Source organism: Streptomyces sp. NPDC048603, assembly GCF_043199475.1.
Classification (GTDB): domain Bacteria; phylum Actinomycetota; class Actinomycetes; order Streptomycetales; family Streptomycetaceae; genus Streptomyces.
Genome location: NZ_JBICVY010000015.1, coordinates 45,434 through 60,155, shown reverse-complemented (window position 1 = coordinate 60,155; position 14,722 = coordinate 45,434). Strand labels below are relative to the sequence as shown.

At 73.0% G+C, this 14,722-nt stretch carries 12 protein-coding genes; 1 reads left to right on the top strand and 11 read right to left on the bottom strand.

All coding sequences use genetic code 11. The annotated features are described in order from the left end of the window. Positions 1 to 20: 20 nt before the first annotated feature. Positions 21 to 950 carry a methionyl-tRNA formyltransferase gene (gene fmt, locus ACGFQ9_RS31500; RefSeq protein WP_393578545.1) on the bottom strand — a complete coding sequence of 310 codons (930 nt, stop codon included), beginning with the start codon at positions 948 to 950 and terminating at the stop codon, positions 21 to 23. 359 nt (positions 951 to 1,309) lie between these two features. Here fmt and ACGFQ9_RS31495 point away from each other — a divergent pair, with 359 nt between their 5' ends. Beyond that, entirely contained in the window at positions 1,310 to 1,834 is a 525-nt protein-coding gene (locus ACGFQ9_RS31495) for a hypothetical protein (RefSeq protein WP_393578544.1), read from the top strand. Between the two features lie 370 nt (positions 1,835 to 2,204). On the opposite strand, the gene ACGFQ9_RS31490 is transcribed toward ACGFQ9_RS31495, so the two are convergent. The 10 genes from ACGFQ9_RS31490 to ACGFQ9_RS31445 all read right to left on the bottom strand — a co-directional run bounded on the left by ACGFQ9_RS31490 (position 2,205) and on the right by ACGFQ9_RS31445 (position 14,652). After that, positions 2,205 to 2,576: a CU044_2847 family protein gene (locus tag ACGFQ9_RS31490; protein ID WP_393578542.1), complete on the bottom strand. Its 372-nt coding sequence runs from the start codon at positions 2,574 to 2,576 to the stop codon at positions 2,205 to 2,207. After that, entirely contained in the window at positions 2,569 to 6,171 is a 3,603-nt protein-coding gene (locus ACGFQ9_RS31485) for a trypsin-like peptidase domain-containing protein (RefSeq protein ID WP_393578540.1), read from the bottom strand. Before ACGFQ9_RS31485 ends, ACGFQ9_RS31490 begins: the two co-directional genes overlap by 8 nt. Positions 6,172 to 6,224: 53 nt before the next feature. Next, entirely contained in the window at positions 6,225 to 8,348 is a 2,124-nt protein-coding gene (locus ACGFQ9_RS31480) for a primosomal protein N' (RefSeq protein WP_393578539.1), read from the bottom strand. Positions 8,349 to 8,524: 176 nt separating this feature from the next. Continuing rightward, positions 8,525 to 9,733 (bottom strand): methionine adenosyltransferase, encoded by a 1,209-nt coding sequence (gene metK / locus ACGFQ9_RS31475; protein ID WP_393578538.1) that lies wholly within the window; start codon positions 9,731 to 9,733, stop codon positions 8,525 to 8,527. Between the two features lie 191 nt (positions 9,734 to 9,924). Then, entirely contained in the window at positions 9,925 to 11,142 is a 1,218-nt protein-coding gene (gene coaBC / locus ACGFQ9_RS31470; protein WP_393578536.1) for a bifunctional phosphopantothenoylcysteine decarboxylase/phosphopantothenate--cysteine ligase CoaBC, read from the bottom strand. A gap of 92 nt (positions 11,143 to 11,234) precedes the next feature. After that, a complete protein-coding gene (gene rpoZ / locus ACGFQ9_RS31465; protein ID WP_004948662.1) occupies positions 11,235 to 11,507 on the bottom strand; it encodes a DNA-directed RNA polymerase subunit omega in 273 nt (90 codons plus the stop codon). 40 nt (positions 11,508 to 11,547) lie between these two features. Further along, the gene (gene gmk / locus ACGFQ9_RS31460; protein ID WP_393578534.1) at positions 11,548 to 12,111 is read right to left on the bottom strand and encodes a guanylate kinase; all 564 of its coding nucleotides are present in this window, start codon (positions 12,109 to 12,111) and stop codon (positions 11,548 to 11,550) included. Positions 12,112 to 12,172: 61 nt separating this feature from the next. Beyond that, positions 12,173 to 12,496, bottom strand: a complete 324-nt coding sequence (locus tag ACGFQ9_RS31455; protein ID WP_016638838.1) for an integration host factor — start codon at positions 12,494 to 12,496, stop codon at positions 12,173 to 12,175. Between the two features lie 213 nt (positions 12,497 to 12,709). After that, positions 12,710 to 13,546, bottom strand: a complete 837-nt coding sequence (gene pyrF / locus ACGFQ9_RS31450) for an orotidine-5'-phosphate decarboxylase (RefSeq protein WP_393578533.1) — start codon at positions 13,544 to 13,546, stop codon at positions 12,710 to 12,712. Next, complete coding sequence (locus ACGFQ9_RS31445; protein ID WP_393578532.1) at positions 13,543 to 14,652, bottom strand: quinone-dependent dihydroorotate dehydrogenase; 1,110 nt, start codon at positions 14,650 to 14,652, stop codon at positions 13,543 to 13,545. The genes pyrF and ACGFQ9_RS31445 overlap by 4 nt, the downstream gene beginning before the upstream one ends. Positions 14,653 to 14,722 lie beyond the last annotated feature (70 nt).

Below are 14,722 nucleotides of genomic sequence, written 5' to 3'. Positions count from 1 at the left end.
CCCCCTCAGCCTACGTCCGCTCAGCCCACCCGCTCACCGGCGGCGATCCGTACCCCGCGGGCCCAGTCGGCGCCCTTCATCGGCTTCTTGCCCTGCGGCTGCACCCACAGCAGCTCCACGGCGTGCGAGCCCGTCCCGACCCAGACGTTGTTCTTGGCGACGGCGACCTCGCCGGGGGCGAGGTCGGTCCGCTCCGTGACCAGGCCCACCGAGACCAGCTTCAGCCGTTCCCCGCGGAAGACCGTCCACGCACCGGGTGCCGGGGTGCAGCCGCGCACCAGGCGGTCGACGCGGAGCGCCGGCGCCTTCCAGTCGATGTGGGCGTCCTCGACGGTGATCTTCGGGGCGAGGGAGATCCCGTCGCCGGGCTGGGGCACCGCGCGCAGGGTGCCGTCCTCGATGCCGTCCATGGTCGCGGCGAGCAGCCCGGCACCGGCGAAGGCCAGGCGGGTCAGCAGGTCGCCGCTGGTGTCGGTGGGGCGGATGTCCTCGGTCAGCACGCCGAAGACCGGGCCGGCGTCCAGCCCTTCCACGATCCGGAAGGTGGACGCTCCGGTGACCTCGTCCCCGGCCATGATCGAGTGCTGCACGGGGGCCGCTCCGCGCCAGGCGGGCAGCAGCGAGAAGTGCAGGTTGACCCAGCCGTGCAGGGGGATGTCCAGGGCGCTCTTGGGGAGGATCGCGCCGTAGGCCACGACCGGGCAGCAGTCCGGAGCGATCTCGCGGAGCCGCTGCTGGAACTCGGGGTCGCGGGGCTTGAGCGGCTTGAGGACCTCGATGCCGGCCTCCTCCGCCCGCTCGGCGACGGGGCTGGCGACCAGCCGCCGGCCGCGGCCGGCGGGTGCGTCGGGGCGGGTGACGACGGCGGCGACCTCGTGCCGCCCGGAGGCGATCAGGGCGTCCAGGGCGGGCACGGCGACCTCGGGGGTGCCTGCGAAGACGAGCTTCACTGGGGTCCTACCTCGTTTCTCGGCGACGGCTCGGCCGACGGCTCAGTCACGGCCCGGGGGTCACCGGGCCGCCGAACGTCCTCCGGCCCGGCGGTCGCCCGGCCGCGGAACGCCCCCGGGCACGGTCCCGGATCGGTCCCGGCCCGGCTTCGCGATCAGCAACGCCCCATCCTATGGGGCGGCCGGACAGGGGGCGTACGCACATACGCGCGCCTCTCGCATATGCCGACACGCCCCTGGTGCGTGACTTCCTCGCCGCATGACGCGTTGGTCAAAAGAGATTGACCAGTACGGGCCGCGTCCGGCAACGGCATGTGCGGCCCGATCCGCTCTTCAGCACCGGTTCGAGAGGCTTGTTCATGGCCGACCACGCCACCCACGACGCCCAAGCGCGGGCCAGTCTGCACCTCCTGGTGCGGGACATCGAGCGGGTCCGCCGGCAGGTGGATGCTCTGCGTACCCTCACCGCGCAGCTCGGCAACGTCTACCGCCCGCGCCGCTCCGGTCCCTCCACGGGCTTCGTCGTCTACGGGCGGGCGCCCGCGCCCACCGTCCGCCTCGCGCAGGAACTGCGGGACAGCGTCGAGACGCTGGTCACCGCCGCGGTCGACTTCGACCGCTCACTCGGCTTCTCGTGGGACGCGGTGGGTTCCGCGCTCGGAGTCACCAAGCAGGCGGTGCACCGGCGTTACGGGGCGCGCCGCGCGCAGGCCGCGGAGGCGGCCGAGCCGGTGGCCGAGGGCACGACCACCCGGACGATCGGCATGCCCACGGTCCCGGCGGCCCGTTCCGTCCCGCCGCAGCCACTGCGCGAGGAGACCTCCGCCGCCTCCGCCGCCTCCCCCGCCCGCCAGGGGGCGTTCCCCGGCCCCCGCAACGGCTGACCCCCATCCCGCGCCCGAATCGACGACGGCTGGGTCCCACGAGGGCCGAGCACCTCGCTCCACCGGCCGCCCGGCACCCGGACACCCCGGGTGCCGGGCGGCCGCGCTGTTCGGCGGCCGGCCGCCGTCACGCCGGAACACATCCGCGCCCCGCCCCGGCCCGGGGCCAGTCGGGTCCAGGCCGGTCCCAGGCGCCGACGTCACGCTGGAACACGTCCGCGCCGTGCCCAGGCCGGGGCCAGCCGGGGGCCCGGCCTGGGGGCGCGCCAAGCCGCGCACAGACAGCCGCCCGGACTCGCACCCAGACCCGTGCCCGGACCGCGCGTCGGAGTCGTGTCCGGTCCGTCCTCCGGTCCTGTCCGAGCGGCGGTCAGTCCGTCGCTGCTGTGGGCGCGTCCCCCGCCCCGGCCGCCGGGCCGCGCTCCCAGGTGAGCCGGACGACGAAGTTCCCCTCGGCCGCCGTCTTGGCGATGACCGCCCCCGCCTCGGCGTTGATCTTCACCCCGAGCTCCACCTCCACGCTGCTGGGCGGGCTGGGCAGCGTCGTCATCCGGTCCAGCAGCACCGCCGCCGCGGCCCGGACCTGGTCGAAGCTCTCGCTCAGGGTCCGGGCCGCGGTCCCGGCGACCTCCCCGGGCCGGGCGGCCCGCGAGATGCCGGAGCCCGACCGTTCCACCTCCATCAGCACCTGCTCGCCGCCGCTCTGCAGCGGCACCCCGATGAGCTGTGTTCCCTCAGCCACGCCGTCCCTTCCCCTCGTCACAGACCGCCCCCGGGTGGGCCCGGTGCGGCAACTTCCCGGCCACCGAGGCCGGAAGCGTCTCGTCGGCCAGAATCCGGCAGAGATGCGCCAGCGCGCGGTCGGCTTCCGCCGTGCCGACAGTGTCGCCAGATGGGCTCTCTCCACCCGGGGGCGCAGGCAGCAAGCGCCGTACCGGGTCTCCCCCGCTGGGTCCGGCGACGGCGAGCAGGCCCAGACTGGTCAGCACCGCGGCCTGCTCGGTTACGGTCCCCGTCAGGTCCACGCCCCACATCCCACCGATCCGCACGATCGGGCCGGGCTCCTTCGGCAGCGGCATCGGGTGTGCGTAGGGCAGCGCGCCATCCCCCTCCGCTGCCATGGCCACCCCGGCTGCCACTTCCTGCTGGGTGATCTGCTCCTGCCGTACGGCCTTCCCGCTCGGCAACTCGTGCACCGTGAGCCGGTGCTCCACCCTCGGCCCGTCGGTGCTCTGCACGAGTACAGCCATTCGGGTGACTGCCGGATTCACGTCCATCATGGTCATGCCGGTGGGCTGCGCCCGTGTCCGCGTCACCTCGCGCCCCTTCGGGGCGGCCCCTCGCAGGTCCCAGACCTTGACGGTCACGGACGAGTCCCGGGCCTGGGTCACCGTGACCAGCTCCTCGCCACTGGGGAGGAGCCACATCCCGTCGACCTGTTCGGGCACACCCGGCATGACCTTCTTGATCCGCCCGTCGGACAGGTCCCAGACGATAAGCCGTCCGACCCACACACCACCTCCGGTCTGCGCGAGCAGTTGTCTGGAATCGGGGGTGAAGGCCAGCCGTGTGTACGACGGCGGCATGCTGTTCATGCCGGGAATGGTCAGGTCGGGCAGGTCGGGCAGGAGGTCATCCAGCGGGCTCTCCAAGGGGATCTGCTTGCCCGGGTAGGGGTCACCTTCCGCCGGCCTCTCCAGTTGCCGGACCTTCCCGCTCTGCACGTCGAACAACTCGACCGGGACGCCCCGCATGTCCAGCGGTGCCGAAGGAATCGCCGTGGGGGCACCCGTGGGCAATGCGGTGGGCGTCCCTGTCGGGGGCGCGGAGGGAAGCGCCGTCGGGAGCGCAGTGGGAAGCGAGGACAGCATGGAGCCCACCATCGCCACCGAGGTTCCGTCCGGCGTAACCGCCAGGAGGTCCGAGCGTCGGCCGGGCCGCATCCTGCGCAGCCCATCGGCCTCCTGACGCAGCACCAGCACTTCGCCGTCGGGTGCGCGGCCCGCTACCACCCGCCCCCCGGCTCCGGTGATGAAGGGATTCACCGGAATGACACCTGCCGACAGCAGGCCCTGGGTGCTGGAGTTCGGCACGAGAACATCCGCGAAGGCGTACTTCGCGTGCAGCTCTCGCAGGCGCGCCCGGGTCTGGGGGTTGTTCTCCGTACGGTACGCGCGCATGGCCAGCAGCAGCGCCGTGAACTCGCTGTCCTGCGAGGGCTTGGCGTCCGCGTCCCGCGACTGCTGGAGCAGCACCCCCGCCGCGGTGTGGGACGCGCCCTTCTCCACCCCGTCCTGGAACAGCCAGAACCCGCCCCCCACCAGCAGCGCCATCACCGTGACCAGTGCCCCCGCCGCGACCGCCCGGCGCTTCGCGCCCTTGTCGCTGGCCGCGATGTACGTCTCCTCCGCCGGACTCAGCTCCAACGGGCGCCCCGCCCGCCACCGGCGGGCGTCCCGCAGGTCCTGGCCGCGCAGCAGCCGGCGGGCGGGGTGGGCGTCGGCCGACCACAGGGCGATGCGGCGTCGCAGGCCCTCCTGCCACATGCGGAACTCGCGGTCCGCCTCGAAGTAGGTGCGCAGCCGCCCCCACTGGGTCAGCAGGGTCTCGTGGGCCAGTTCCACGGTCTCCACGGCCGGCCCGCCCTCCGGCCGGTACTCCTCGCCCGGAACGAGCAGGCGGGTGGTCATCAGCCGCTGTGCCAGGCGCCACTGCCCGGGGCGCAGTTCGGAGCGGGCGAGGGTGCGGCGGGTGGGGGCGGTGCCGGCGTCGCCGGGATGGACGAGCCGGACCAGCAGGGCTCGGGCGTCCCGCTGCTCGGACTCGGTGAGCGCGCCGGTCCAGATCTGTTCGGCGTGGGTGACCAGGGCGTCGTGGACCCGGCCGAGCGCTTCGTAGGCCTCGTGGCCGATCCGGCCCTGCCGCTGCCGTTCCCATAATCGGGTCAGCGTGAACTGCAGCAGCGGCAGCCGTGCCGGGTCGGTGCCGACGTCGGCGAGGATCCGGTCGACCAGGCCGGGTTCGTAGGTGACCCCGGTGCCGGCCGGTGGGCGGACCACCGCCTCGCGCAGTTCCTCGTCCGACATCGCGCCGACCGTGAACAGCCGGTCGCCGGCGAACAGCGGGGCGAGCCCCGGGTGGCCGAGGACGAGCGTGAGGAAGTCGGCGCGCAGGGTGGTGACGACCCGAAGGCGGGCTCCGGGGTGGAGGCTGTAGGCCAGGGCGGCGGCGAGCGCGTCGAGTTCGGCCGGCTCGGTACCGATGAGCGCCTCCTCGAACTGGTCGACGACCAGCAGCAGCCGGTCCTTGCCGCTCTGTGCGAGCACCCGCTCCACCACGTCGGCCATCCGGCCCTCCCGCAGCAGCCCGGCCAGCGCGGGCAGCTCGGCCAGCCGGGCCGTCTCCGCCATGCCGGGCTCCAGGAGCGGCAGCAGGGCCAGGGCCAGCGCCTCCAGCGGGGAGCGGCCGAGGCGGCCGGGCCGCAGCGCGGCGGTCTGGAGGTCCGTACGGGGATGGAGCAGCGGCATCACGCCCGCGTTCAGCAGGGAGGACTTGCCGCAGCCGGAGGGGCCGACCAGGTGGGTGGCGGGGGCGTGGCCGAGCAGGGCGGCGATCCGGCGGGCCGGTTCGAGTCGGCCGTGGAAGAGATGGGCGTCCCGTTCCTCGAACGCCTCCAGGGCCCGGAACGGGCATGCGGGCAGCGCGGTGGCGGCGAGTCCCGACCAGCTCTCGCGCAGGTCGTCCGTCGCTATCAGGTAGGCGGTGCGGACGTCGGTCCGGTCGTCGGCGGCCACGACCATGCCGACCACGCCGCCTTCGACCACGTCCCAGACGGGGGCGCCGGAGAAGCCGGGTATCACCTGGTGCTCGGCGGCCGGATCCGTGTCGTACTGGAGCCAGCCGGCGCCGGTCACGCCGCGCAGCCAGCCCACGCTCCAGGCGCCCAGGTCGTAGTCCTCCGGGAAGCCGAGGGTGCGCACACGCAGGTCGGCGGTGGCGCCGTGCTCCACCAGCCGGGCGATGGGTGCCCGGGCGGGCGGGTCGGTGAGCAGGCGGAGCACGGCGATGTCACCGGAGCCGTCGGGCCGCACCGGGATCCAGGCGCCGATCTCGGCGGCCAGCCTGGTGCCGCGTTCGGCCAGCGGGAAATCCAGCGCCACCTGCGCGGTGGGCGCCTCCCGGGTGTCCTCGGGGAGGCCGAGCAGCTTCGTGATCACGTGCGCGCAGGTCATCACCTCGCGCGGGCCGACCCGGAATCCGGCGCCCTGCGGGACCCCGTCGGCGTCCAGGATCCTCGCGACCGCCGCATCGCTCGGTGCCGCAACTCCCGACTCCATCGTGCCCACCCCCGTAGACCTGATCCCACCGGTCCCGGCAGGCTACTCCCGGGTCAGCCGATGTCGAGGGGGTCGATCCGGACACGTACGGCGTCAGCCGCGGGCACCCCGCGGGCCAGCCGGCCCGCCTGGGCCGCCTTCAGGGCGGAGGCCAGGGCCGCGCCGCTGCCCGGGCGGACGCGGACCAGGGCGCGTACGCCCGGGGACGGTTCGCCGCGGCGTCCGGGCACCGGGACCGGGCCGAGGATCTCCGCGTCCGCGGGCAGCGCGGCGGCTGCCAGGAAGGCGGTGACGGCCTCCTCCCGGCCGATCACCGAGGCCATCCGGGACACCGGCGGGAACCTCAGCTCGGCCCGTTCCGCGAGCTCCCGCAGGGCGTGGCCCACCGGGTCCCAGCGGACCAGCGCCTGCACCGGCCGAAGGGTCGGCTCGGCCACGATCACCACCTGGCCCTCGCCGCGCACCAGCGAGGCGGCGCCGATCCAGCGGCGCAGCGCCTCCTCGCCGGCCCGCAGGTCGGGGAAGCCGAGCATCGCCCAGCCGTCCAGCAGCAGGGCCGCCGCGTACCCGGCGCCGTCGGCCACCGGTTCGGCACCGGGCGTGGACACGACGAGGGCCGGCTGGTCCGGTACGCGTTCCAGTACGTGGTCCCGCCCGGAGGTGCGTACGGGCACGGCCGGAAACGCACGCCCGAGTTCCTCGGCGGTCCGGCGGGCGCCGACCACGCTGGCCCGGAGCCGGAAGGAGCCGCACTCCTCGCAGTGCCAGGACGGTTCGGGGCGGCCGCACCAGCCGCAGGCCAGGTCCCGCTCGTCGGGTGCCTGGAGCGGGCCCGAGCAGTGGCGGCAGCGGGCCGGGGTCCGGCAGCGTTCGCAGGCGAGCCGCGGCACGTAGCCGCGGCGGGGCACCTGGACGAGGACCGGGCCGGTCTTCAGTCCTTCCCGTACGGTCTCCCAGGCCAGGCTGGGCAGGCGGGCCGCACGGGCCGCCTCGTCGCGGGCCAGCAGTTCGTCGCCGACGGTCCGGACCCGGGGGGCCGCGGACCGTACGGTCGCCCGGTCGGCGATCAGCGGCCGTGCCCAGCCCGTCTCGACGAGCTGGGCGGCCTCGACGGTGCAGCCGGTTCCGCCCAGCAGGAAGCCGCAGCCCTCGGTCATCGAGCGCAGCTCCAGCACCTCCCGGACGTGCGGAAAGGGAGCCCGGTCGTCGCTGTGGCTGGAATCCCCGTCGTCCCAGAGGGCGACGAGCCCCAGGTCGCGCACCGGCGCGAACATCGCGGCGCGGGTGCCGATCACCGCGCGCACGGAGCCCCGGTGTACCGCGAGCCACTGGGCGTAGCGCTTCTCCGGGCCGGATTCGGCGGTCAGCAGGACGTGCAGTCCGGGGCCGAGCAGGTCGGTGAGCGCCCGGTCCACCCGGTCCGCCGACCGCCCGTCGGGCAGGACGGCCAGTGCGCCGCGGCCCGAGGCGAGCGTCGCCGCCATGGCCCGGGCGAGCTCCTCGGGCCAGCCCGGTCCGGGCAGGGCGGTCCACACGGCCCGCGGGTTCGCCCCGGTGGCGAGTTCCCGCAGGAAGCCGGGTCCGGCCGGGTAGCGTGCCCAGCCGCCGGGTTCCGGCGCGGCCGGGCGGGGCAGGGGTGCCGGGGAGGTGCGGGCCTCGGCCTTCGCGTGCCGGGGCGGGATGGCCAGCTGCAGTACGTCGGCCAGGCTGCCGGCGTAGCGGTCGGCGACGGCCCGGGTGAGGTCGAGCATCCCCGGGGTGAGCACCGGCTCGGGCGACACGACCTGGGCGAGCGCGGCCAGCGGTCCCTGGTACTCGGCCCGGGCCACCCGGTCGACGAGGTAGCCGTCGACCAGGCCGCCGCCTTCGCGGCGGCCGTCGCGGACGCGCCCCTTGCCGGCGCCGAACCGGACGCGGACCCGGACCCCTGGCCGGGCCTCTTCGGCGAGGTGGGCGGGGACGGCGTACTCGAAGAGCCGGTCCAGGTGGAGGACGCCCTTGTTGACCACGATCCGGGCGACCGGCAGGTGTTCGGCGAGCGGGGCGCCGCGCCAGGTGCGCGGTTTGGCCTTCTCCTCGGCCGCGTGCTTGGCCTTCGCCTCGGCGACCACCTCCCGGATGAGCGCGAGCTGTTCCGGCGGTCCGCCTGCTGCCTCGGATTCGTTGTCGCTGCTCACAGCTGCATTCTCGCAAAGCCCTCTGACACCGCCCGGGCCCCGGTGACGGGCCGGTGGTGCCCCGGCGACGCACGGAGGGCCCGGACCGTCTCCGGTCCGGGCCCTCCGTGCTGCTCTGGCGCCGTCAGGGGCTCAGCGCCCCCGCGGCCCTCGCCGCTGCGTGGTTCCCGCGGTCCTTACAGGCCCGCGGCGGCGCGGAGCGCCTCCACGCGGTCGGCGCGCTCCCAGGTGAAGTCCGGCAGCTCACGGCCGAAGTGGCCGTAGGCGGCGGTCTGGGCGTAGATCGGGCGGAGCAGGTCGAGGTCGCGGATGATCGCGGCCGGGCGGAGGTCGAAGACCTCGCCGATGGCGTGCTCGATCTTGGCGACGTCGGTCTTCTCCGTGCCGAAGGTCTCGACGAAGAGACCGACGGGCTCGGCCTTGCCGATCGCGTAGGCGACCTGGACCTCGCAGCGGGCCGCGAGGCCGGCCGCGACGACGTTCTTGGCGACCCAGCGCATGGCGTAGGCGGCCGAGCGGTCGACCTTCGACGGGTCCTTGCCGGAGAAGGCGCCGCCACCGTGGCGGGCCATGCCGCCGTAGGTGTCGATGATGATCTTGCGGCCGGTCAGGCCGGCGTCGCCCATCGGGCCGCCGATCTCGAAGCGCCCGGTCGGGTTGACCAGCAGGCGGTAGCCCTCGGTGTCCAGCTTGATGCCGTCCTCGACGAGCTCCTTGAGCACGTGCTCGACGACGAACTCGCGGACGTCGGGGGCGAGCAGCGAGTCGAGGTCGATGTCGGCGGCGTGCTGCGAGGAGACGACCACGGTGTCGAGGCGGACGGCCTTGTCGCCGTCGTACTCGATGGTGACCTGGGTCTTGCCGTCGGGACGCAGGTACGGGATGGTCCCGTTCTTGCGGACCTCGGTCAGGCGGCGCGACAGGCGGTGCGCCAGCTCGATCGGGAGCGGCATCAGGTTCGGGGTCTCGTCCGAGGCGTAGCCGAACATCAGGCCCTGGTCGCCCGCGCCCTGCTTGTCGAGCTCGTCCTCGTCACCCTCGACCCGGTTCTCGTACGCCGCGTCGACACCCTGCGCGATGTCCGGGGACTGGGCACCGATGGACACGGACACGCCGCAGGAAGCGCCGTCGAAGCCCTTCTTGGACGAGTCGTAGCCGATCTCCAGGATCTTCTCGCGCACGAGCTGGGCGATCGGTGCGTACGCCTTGGTGGTCACCTCGCCGGCGATGTGGACCAGACCGGTGGTGATCAGGGTCTCCACCGCCACGCGGGACGTGGGGTCCTCGCGCAGCAGGGCGTCGAGAATCGTGTCGCTGATCTGGTCAGCGATCTTGTCGGGGTGGCCCTCGGTGACGGACTCCGAGGTGAACAGACGGCGGGACACATCGCTCCCTGGGGTTGCAGCGGCTGCTGGCTGATCATTTGTCGGCACGGTACCGGGGGCTGCGCCCGTTCCGTACCGGGTTCAGCTTATCGGGCGCTGCCACCCGCAAGACCACCTGTCTCGCCTTCTGGGAGCTGTGTGACCTGCGGCACTACATTCTTGCGCCATCCGGAGCACCGGAACAAGGGGCTTCAGCGGGAAGGCGGCGCCGTGAGCCGGGCCGAAACGTGGTCCCAGATCACGTCCGCCAGGGCTTCCTTCGGGCCATGGGGCACAGGGGTCTCGGCCCCGTCGGACGCGAGGATCACGGCCTCGTTCTCCTCCGAACCGAAGGTCTTCTGTTCGCCGACCTCGTTGACCACGAGCAGGTCACAGCCCTTGCGCTTCAGCTTGCTCCGGCCGTTGGCGAGCACGTCGTCGGTCTCGGCGGCGAACCCCACCACGACCTGGCCCTCCCGGGCCCGCCGTGCGGAGATCTCGGCGAGCACGTCCGGGTTCCGCACCAGGGCGACCGGGGCGGGTTCCCGGCCGTCCTGCTTCTTGATTTTGCCCTCGGCGTATTCGGCGGGTCGGAAATCGGCCACTGCGGCGGCCATGACCACGGCGTCCGCGTCCGCCGACGCCCGCAGGACCGCTTCGCGGAGCTGGACCGCGGTGCCGACCCGTACGACGTCGGCGCCGGCCGGGTCCGGCAGCGCGGCGTTGGCCGCGATCAGGGTGACCCGGGCGCCGCGCGCCACCGCCGCGCGGGCCAGCGCGTAGCCCTGCTTGCCGGAGGAGCGGTTGCCGAGGAAGCGGACCGGGTCGAGGGGCTCGCGGGTGCCGCCGGCGCTGATCACCACGTGGCGGCCGGCGAGGTCGGGCTCGGCGATGCCGCGGGCCAGCACGCGGCGGCAGACCTCGAAGATCTCCTCGGGGTCGGGCAGCCGTCCCTTGCCGGTGTCCTTGCCGGTGAGCCGGCCGACGGCGGGCTCGATGACCAGCGCTCCGCGCCTGCGCAGGGTGGCCACGTTCTCCTGGGTGGCCGGGTGCTCCCACATCTCGGTGTGCATCGCGGGGGCGAAGACGACCGGGCAGCGCGCGGTGAGCAGGGTGTTCGTCAGCAGGTCGTCGGCGAGCCCGTGGGCCGCCTTGGCCAGCATGTCGGCGGTGGCGGGGGCGACGACGACGAGGTCGGCGGACTGGCCGATGCGGACGTGCGGCACCTCGTGCACGCTCTCCCAGACCTCGGTGCCGGCCGGGTGCCCGGAGAGCGCGGCCCAGGTGGCCTCGCCGACGAAGTTCAGGGCGGACGCCGTCGGCACCACCCGTACGTCGTGTCCGGATTCGGTCAGCCGGCGCAGCAGCTCGCACGCCTTGTACGCGGCGATCCCGCCGCTGACCCCCAGCACGACCTTCGGCTTGTCCACTGCGTCTCCCGCTCGTCGGTAGTCGTCGTTCCTATGACACACCACAGGCCCGGCAGCGGTGCTGCCGGGCCTGTGGTGAAGGTGCTCGTGCCTTACTGGGCCGGGGCCTCGATGGCCTCGGAGGTCAGCAGACCCGCGTTGATCTCGCGCAGGGCGATCGACAGCGGCTTCTCGTGGACGTGGGTGTCCACCAGCGGGCCGACGTACTCGAGCAGGCCCTCACCGAGCTGCGAGTAGTACGCGTTGATCTGACGCGCGCGCTTGGCCGCGTAGATCACGAGGCTGTACTTCGAGTCGGTGGCCTCGAGCAGCTCGTCGATCGGCGGGTTGATGATGCCCTCGGGCGCGGTGATGGAAGAGGACACGCTCTACCTTCCGAAGATGGGTAAATGATCAAAGAAACGATCAAACAACTTCCATCAAGGCTAGCAGCTCACGCGCCACGTCCTCGACGGAGGTGTTGACCAGGGTGGTGTCGAACTCGGATTCGGCGGCGAGTTCGATCTTCGCGGTGTCGAGCCGGCGCTGGATGACCTCCGGCGGCTCGGTCCCGCGGCCGGTGAGCCGGCGGACGAGTTCGTCCCAGCTCGGCGGGGCGAGGAAGACCAGCTGGGCCTCCGGCATGGACTCCCGGACCTGCCGGGCGCCTTGCAGGTCGATCTCCAGCAGGACGGGTTCGCCGCGTTCGAGCCGCTCGATCACCGCCCCCCGGGGCGTGCCGTAGCGGTTGCCCGCGAACTCGGCCCACTCCAGCAGTTCGCCGTTGGCGATCAGCTTGTCGAACTCGTCGTCCGTGACGAAGAAGTAGTGGACTCCGTGTCGCTCACCGGGCCGCGGCTTGCGGGTGGTGGCCGACACCGAGAGCCAGACCTCGGGGTGGACCTTGCGCATATGCGCGACGACCGTGCTCTTGCCGACCCCTGAGGGGCCGGAGAGCACGGTCAGCCGCGGACGAACCTCTGCTGCCATGAAGCGATTATCCCGGTTCTTGAGACTGCTCGGGAACACGGGACGAACTTCGGGCGACGCCTCAGGCGCCGCTGCCGCCGAACTCACGCTCCAGGGAGGCAATCTGGTTGGAGCCGAGACCCCGGACACGCCGGGACTCGGAGATGCCGAGGCGCTCCATGATCTGCTTGGCGCGGACCTTGCCCACGCCGGGCAGCGACTCAAGGAGAGCGGAGACCTTCATCTTGCCGATGACGTCGTTCTCCTGGCCCTGCTTGATGACCTCGTGCAGGGAGGCGCCGGAGTGCTTGAGTCGATTCTTCACCTCGGCCCGCTCCCGGCGAGCCGCGGCGGCCTTTTCGAGCGCGGCTGCGCGCTGTTCAGGGGTAAGGGGCGGAAGAGCCACGCCTACGTCACCTCGGATGTCGAACTGTCGGATACGGACCGAGCGCACGAACAGTGGTGCTCGTTCGCTCTGCTCGGAGACTAGCGGCCAGGACCGCTCCAGTCAGCGAGAACGGACGAAAAGTCCTGGTCAGCATCCACTGAACCGCACATCACGGACAAAATACCCCGGTTTTGTCCGACGGCCGACCTGCGATTTCGTCAAATCTCTCGGTCAGCCGGAGACGGCCTTGCGGATCTCGGCCGCAAAAGCCTCCGCGGAGGCACGCAGCGCGGCCACGTCCGGGCCGTGCTTGAGGACGCCGCGGGAGACGTTCGGGACCACGTTGCGGACCGCGGCGCCGAAGACCGCCGGGAGGTCCGCGGCGGTGGCGCCCTGCGCACCGATGCCGGGGGCGAGGAGCGGCCCGTTGATGTCCAGGTCGAAGGCGGACAGGTCGCCGAGGGTGGCGCCGACCACCGCGCCGAAGGAGCCCATGGGCTCGGCGCCGGCGTTCTCCGCCGCCAGGTGGGCCAGCATGGTCGCGCCGATGGTCAGGCCGTCCTCGCGCACCGCGCGCTGGACCTCGGCGCCCTCGGGGTTGGAGGTGAGCGCGAGGACGAACAGGCCCGCGCCGTTCTCCCGGGCCAGGTCGACGGCGGGCCGCAGAGAGCCGTAGCCGAGGTACGGGGAGACCGTCAGCGCGTCCGAGAACAGCGGGGCGTCCTTGTGCAGGAAGGTCTCGGCGTACGCGGCCATGGTCGAGCCGATGTCGCCGCGCTTGGCGTCCATGACGACCAGGGTGCCGGCCGCGCGGGCGTCCGCCACGGTCCGCTCCAGGACGGCGATGCCGCGGGAGCCGAACCGCTCGAAGAACGCGGCCTGCGGCTTGAAGACCGCCACGGAGTCGGCCAGGGCCTCGACCACCGTGCGGGAGAACCGCTCCAGGCCCGCGATGTCGTCGTTCAGGCCCCAGGAGGACAGCAGGGCGGCGTGCGGGTCGATGCCGACGCAGAGCGGGCCCCGGGCGTCCATGGCCTCGCGGAGGCGGGTTCCGAAGGAGAGGGTCACAGGCTGGCCTTCCGGGTCTCGGCGCCGACGGCCTCGGCGAGGGTGGCGTAGGGGCTGGCGGCCAGGCGGGCGGCCAGGCCCTTGTGGATGGCGCGGGCGTAGCAGGGGCCCTCGTAGATGAAGGCGCTGTAGCCCTGGACGAGGGTGGCGCCGGCCAGGATGCGCTGCCAGGCGTCCTCGGCGTTCTCGATGCCGCCCACGCCGACCAGGACCATCCGGTCGCCCACACGGGCGTACAGGCGGCGCAGGACCTCCAGGGAGCGCTCCTTGACCGGGGCGCCGGACAGCCCGCCGGTCTCCTTGACCAGGTCCGGGGAGGACTTCAGCCCCAGGCCCTCGCGGGCGATCGTGGTGTTGGTGGCGATGATGCCGTCCAGGCCGAGCTCCAGGGCGAGGTCGGCGACCGCGTCCACGTCCTCGTCGGCCAGGTCGGGGGCGATCTTGACCAGGAGGGGCACCCGGCGGTCGGTGACCGTGCGGTCGGCGGCCTCGCGCACGGCGGTGAGCAGCGGGCGCAGGGACTCGGTGGCCTGGAGGTTCCGCAGGCCGGGGGTGTTCGGCGAGGAGACGTTGACGACCAGATAGTCGGCGTGGCGGGCGAGGCGCTCGGTGGAGAGCACGTAGTCGGCGGCGGCCTCGGCCTCCGGCACGACCTTGGTCTTGCCGATGTTGACGCCGACCACGGTCCTGAAGACCGGGTTGCGGGCGGCCAGCCGGGCCGCCACGGCCTCGGAGCCCTCGTTGTTGAAGCCCATGCGGTTGATCAGGGCGCGGTCCGGCACGAGGCGGAAGAGCCGCTTCCTGGGGTTGCCGGGCTGGGCCTGGCCGGTGACCGTGCCGATCTCGACGTGGTCGAAGCCGAGCATGGACATGCCGTCGATGGCGACGGCGTTCTTGTCGAAGCCGGCGGCCAGGCCGAAGGGGCCGTGGAAGCGCAGGCCCAGGGCCTCGGTGCGCAGCTCCTTGTGCCGGGGGGCGAGGTAGGCGGCGACGAAGGTGCGCAGCACCGGGGTGCGGGCGGCCAGTCGGATCCACCGGAAGGCCATGTAGTGGGCCTGCTCGGGGTCCATCCGCTTGAAGACCAGATTGAAGAACAGCTTGTACATCGTCCGTTTGACCCCTTGAATCCCTTAAATCCCTTGTATGCCCGGAAGGAGCTCATGAAAGGGGGGACAC

Bases quoted from the DNA above. Each gene is read 5' to 3' on its own strand.
- ACGFQ9_RS31495 (WP_393578544.1), top strand. From the start codon at position 1,310: ATGGCCGACCACGCCACCCACGACGCCCAAGCGCGGGCCAGTCTGCAC.
- ACGFQ9_RS31485 (WP_393578540.1), bottom strand. From the start codon at position 6,171: ATGGAGTCGGGAGTTGCGGCACCGAGCGATGCGGCGGTCGCGAGGATC.
- gmk (WP_393578534.1), bottom strand. From the start codon at position 12,111: ATGGCAGCAGAGGTTCGTCCGCGGCTGACCGTGCTCTCCGGCCCCTCA.
- ACGFQ9_RS31445 (WP_393578532.1), bottom strand. From the start codon at position 14,652: ATGTACAAGCTGTTCTTCAATCTGGTCTTCAAGCGGATGGACCCCGAG.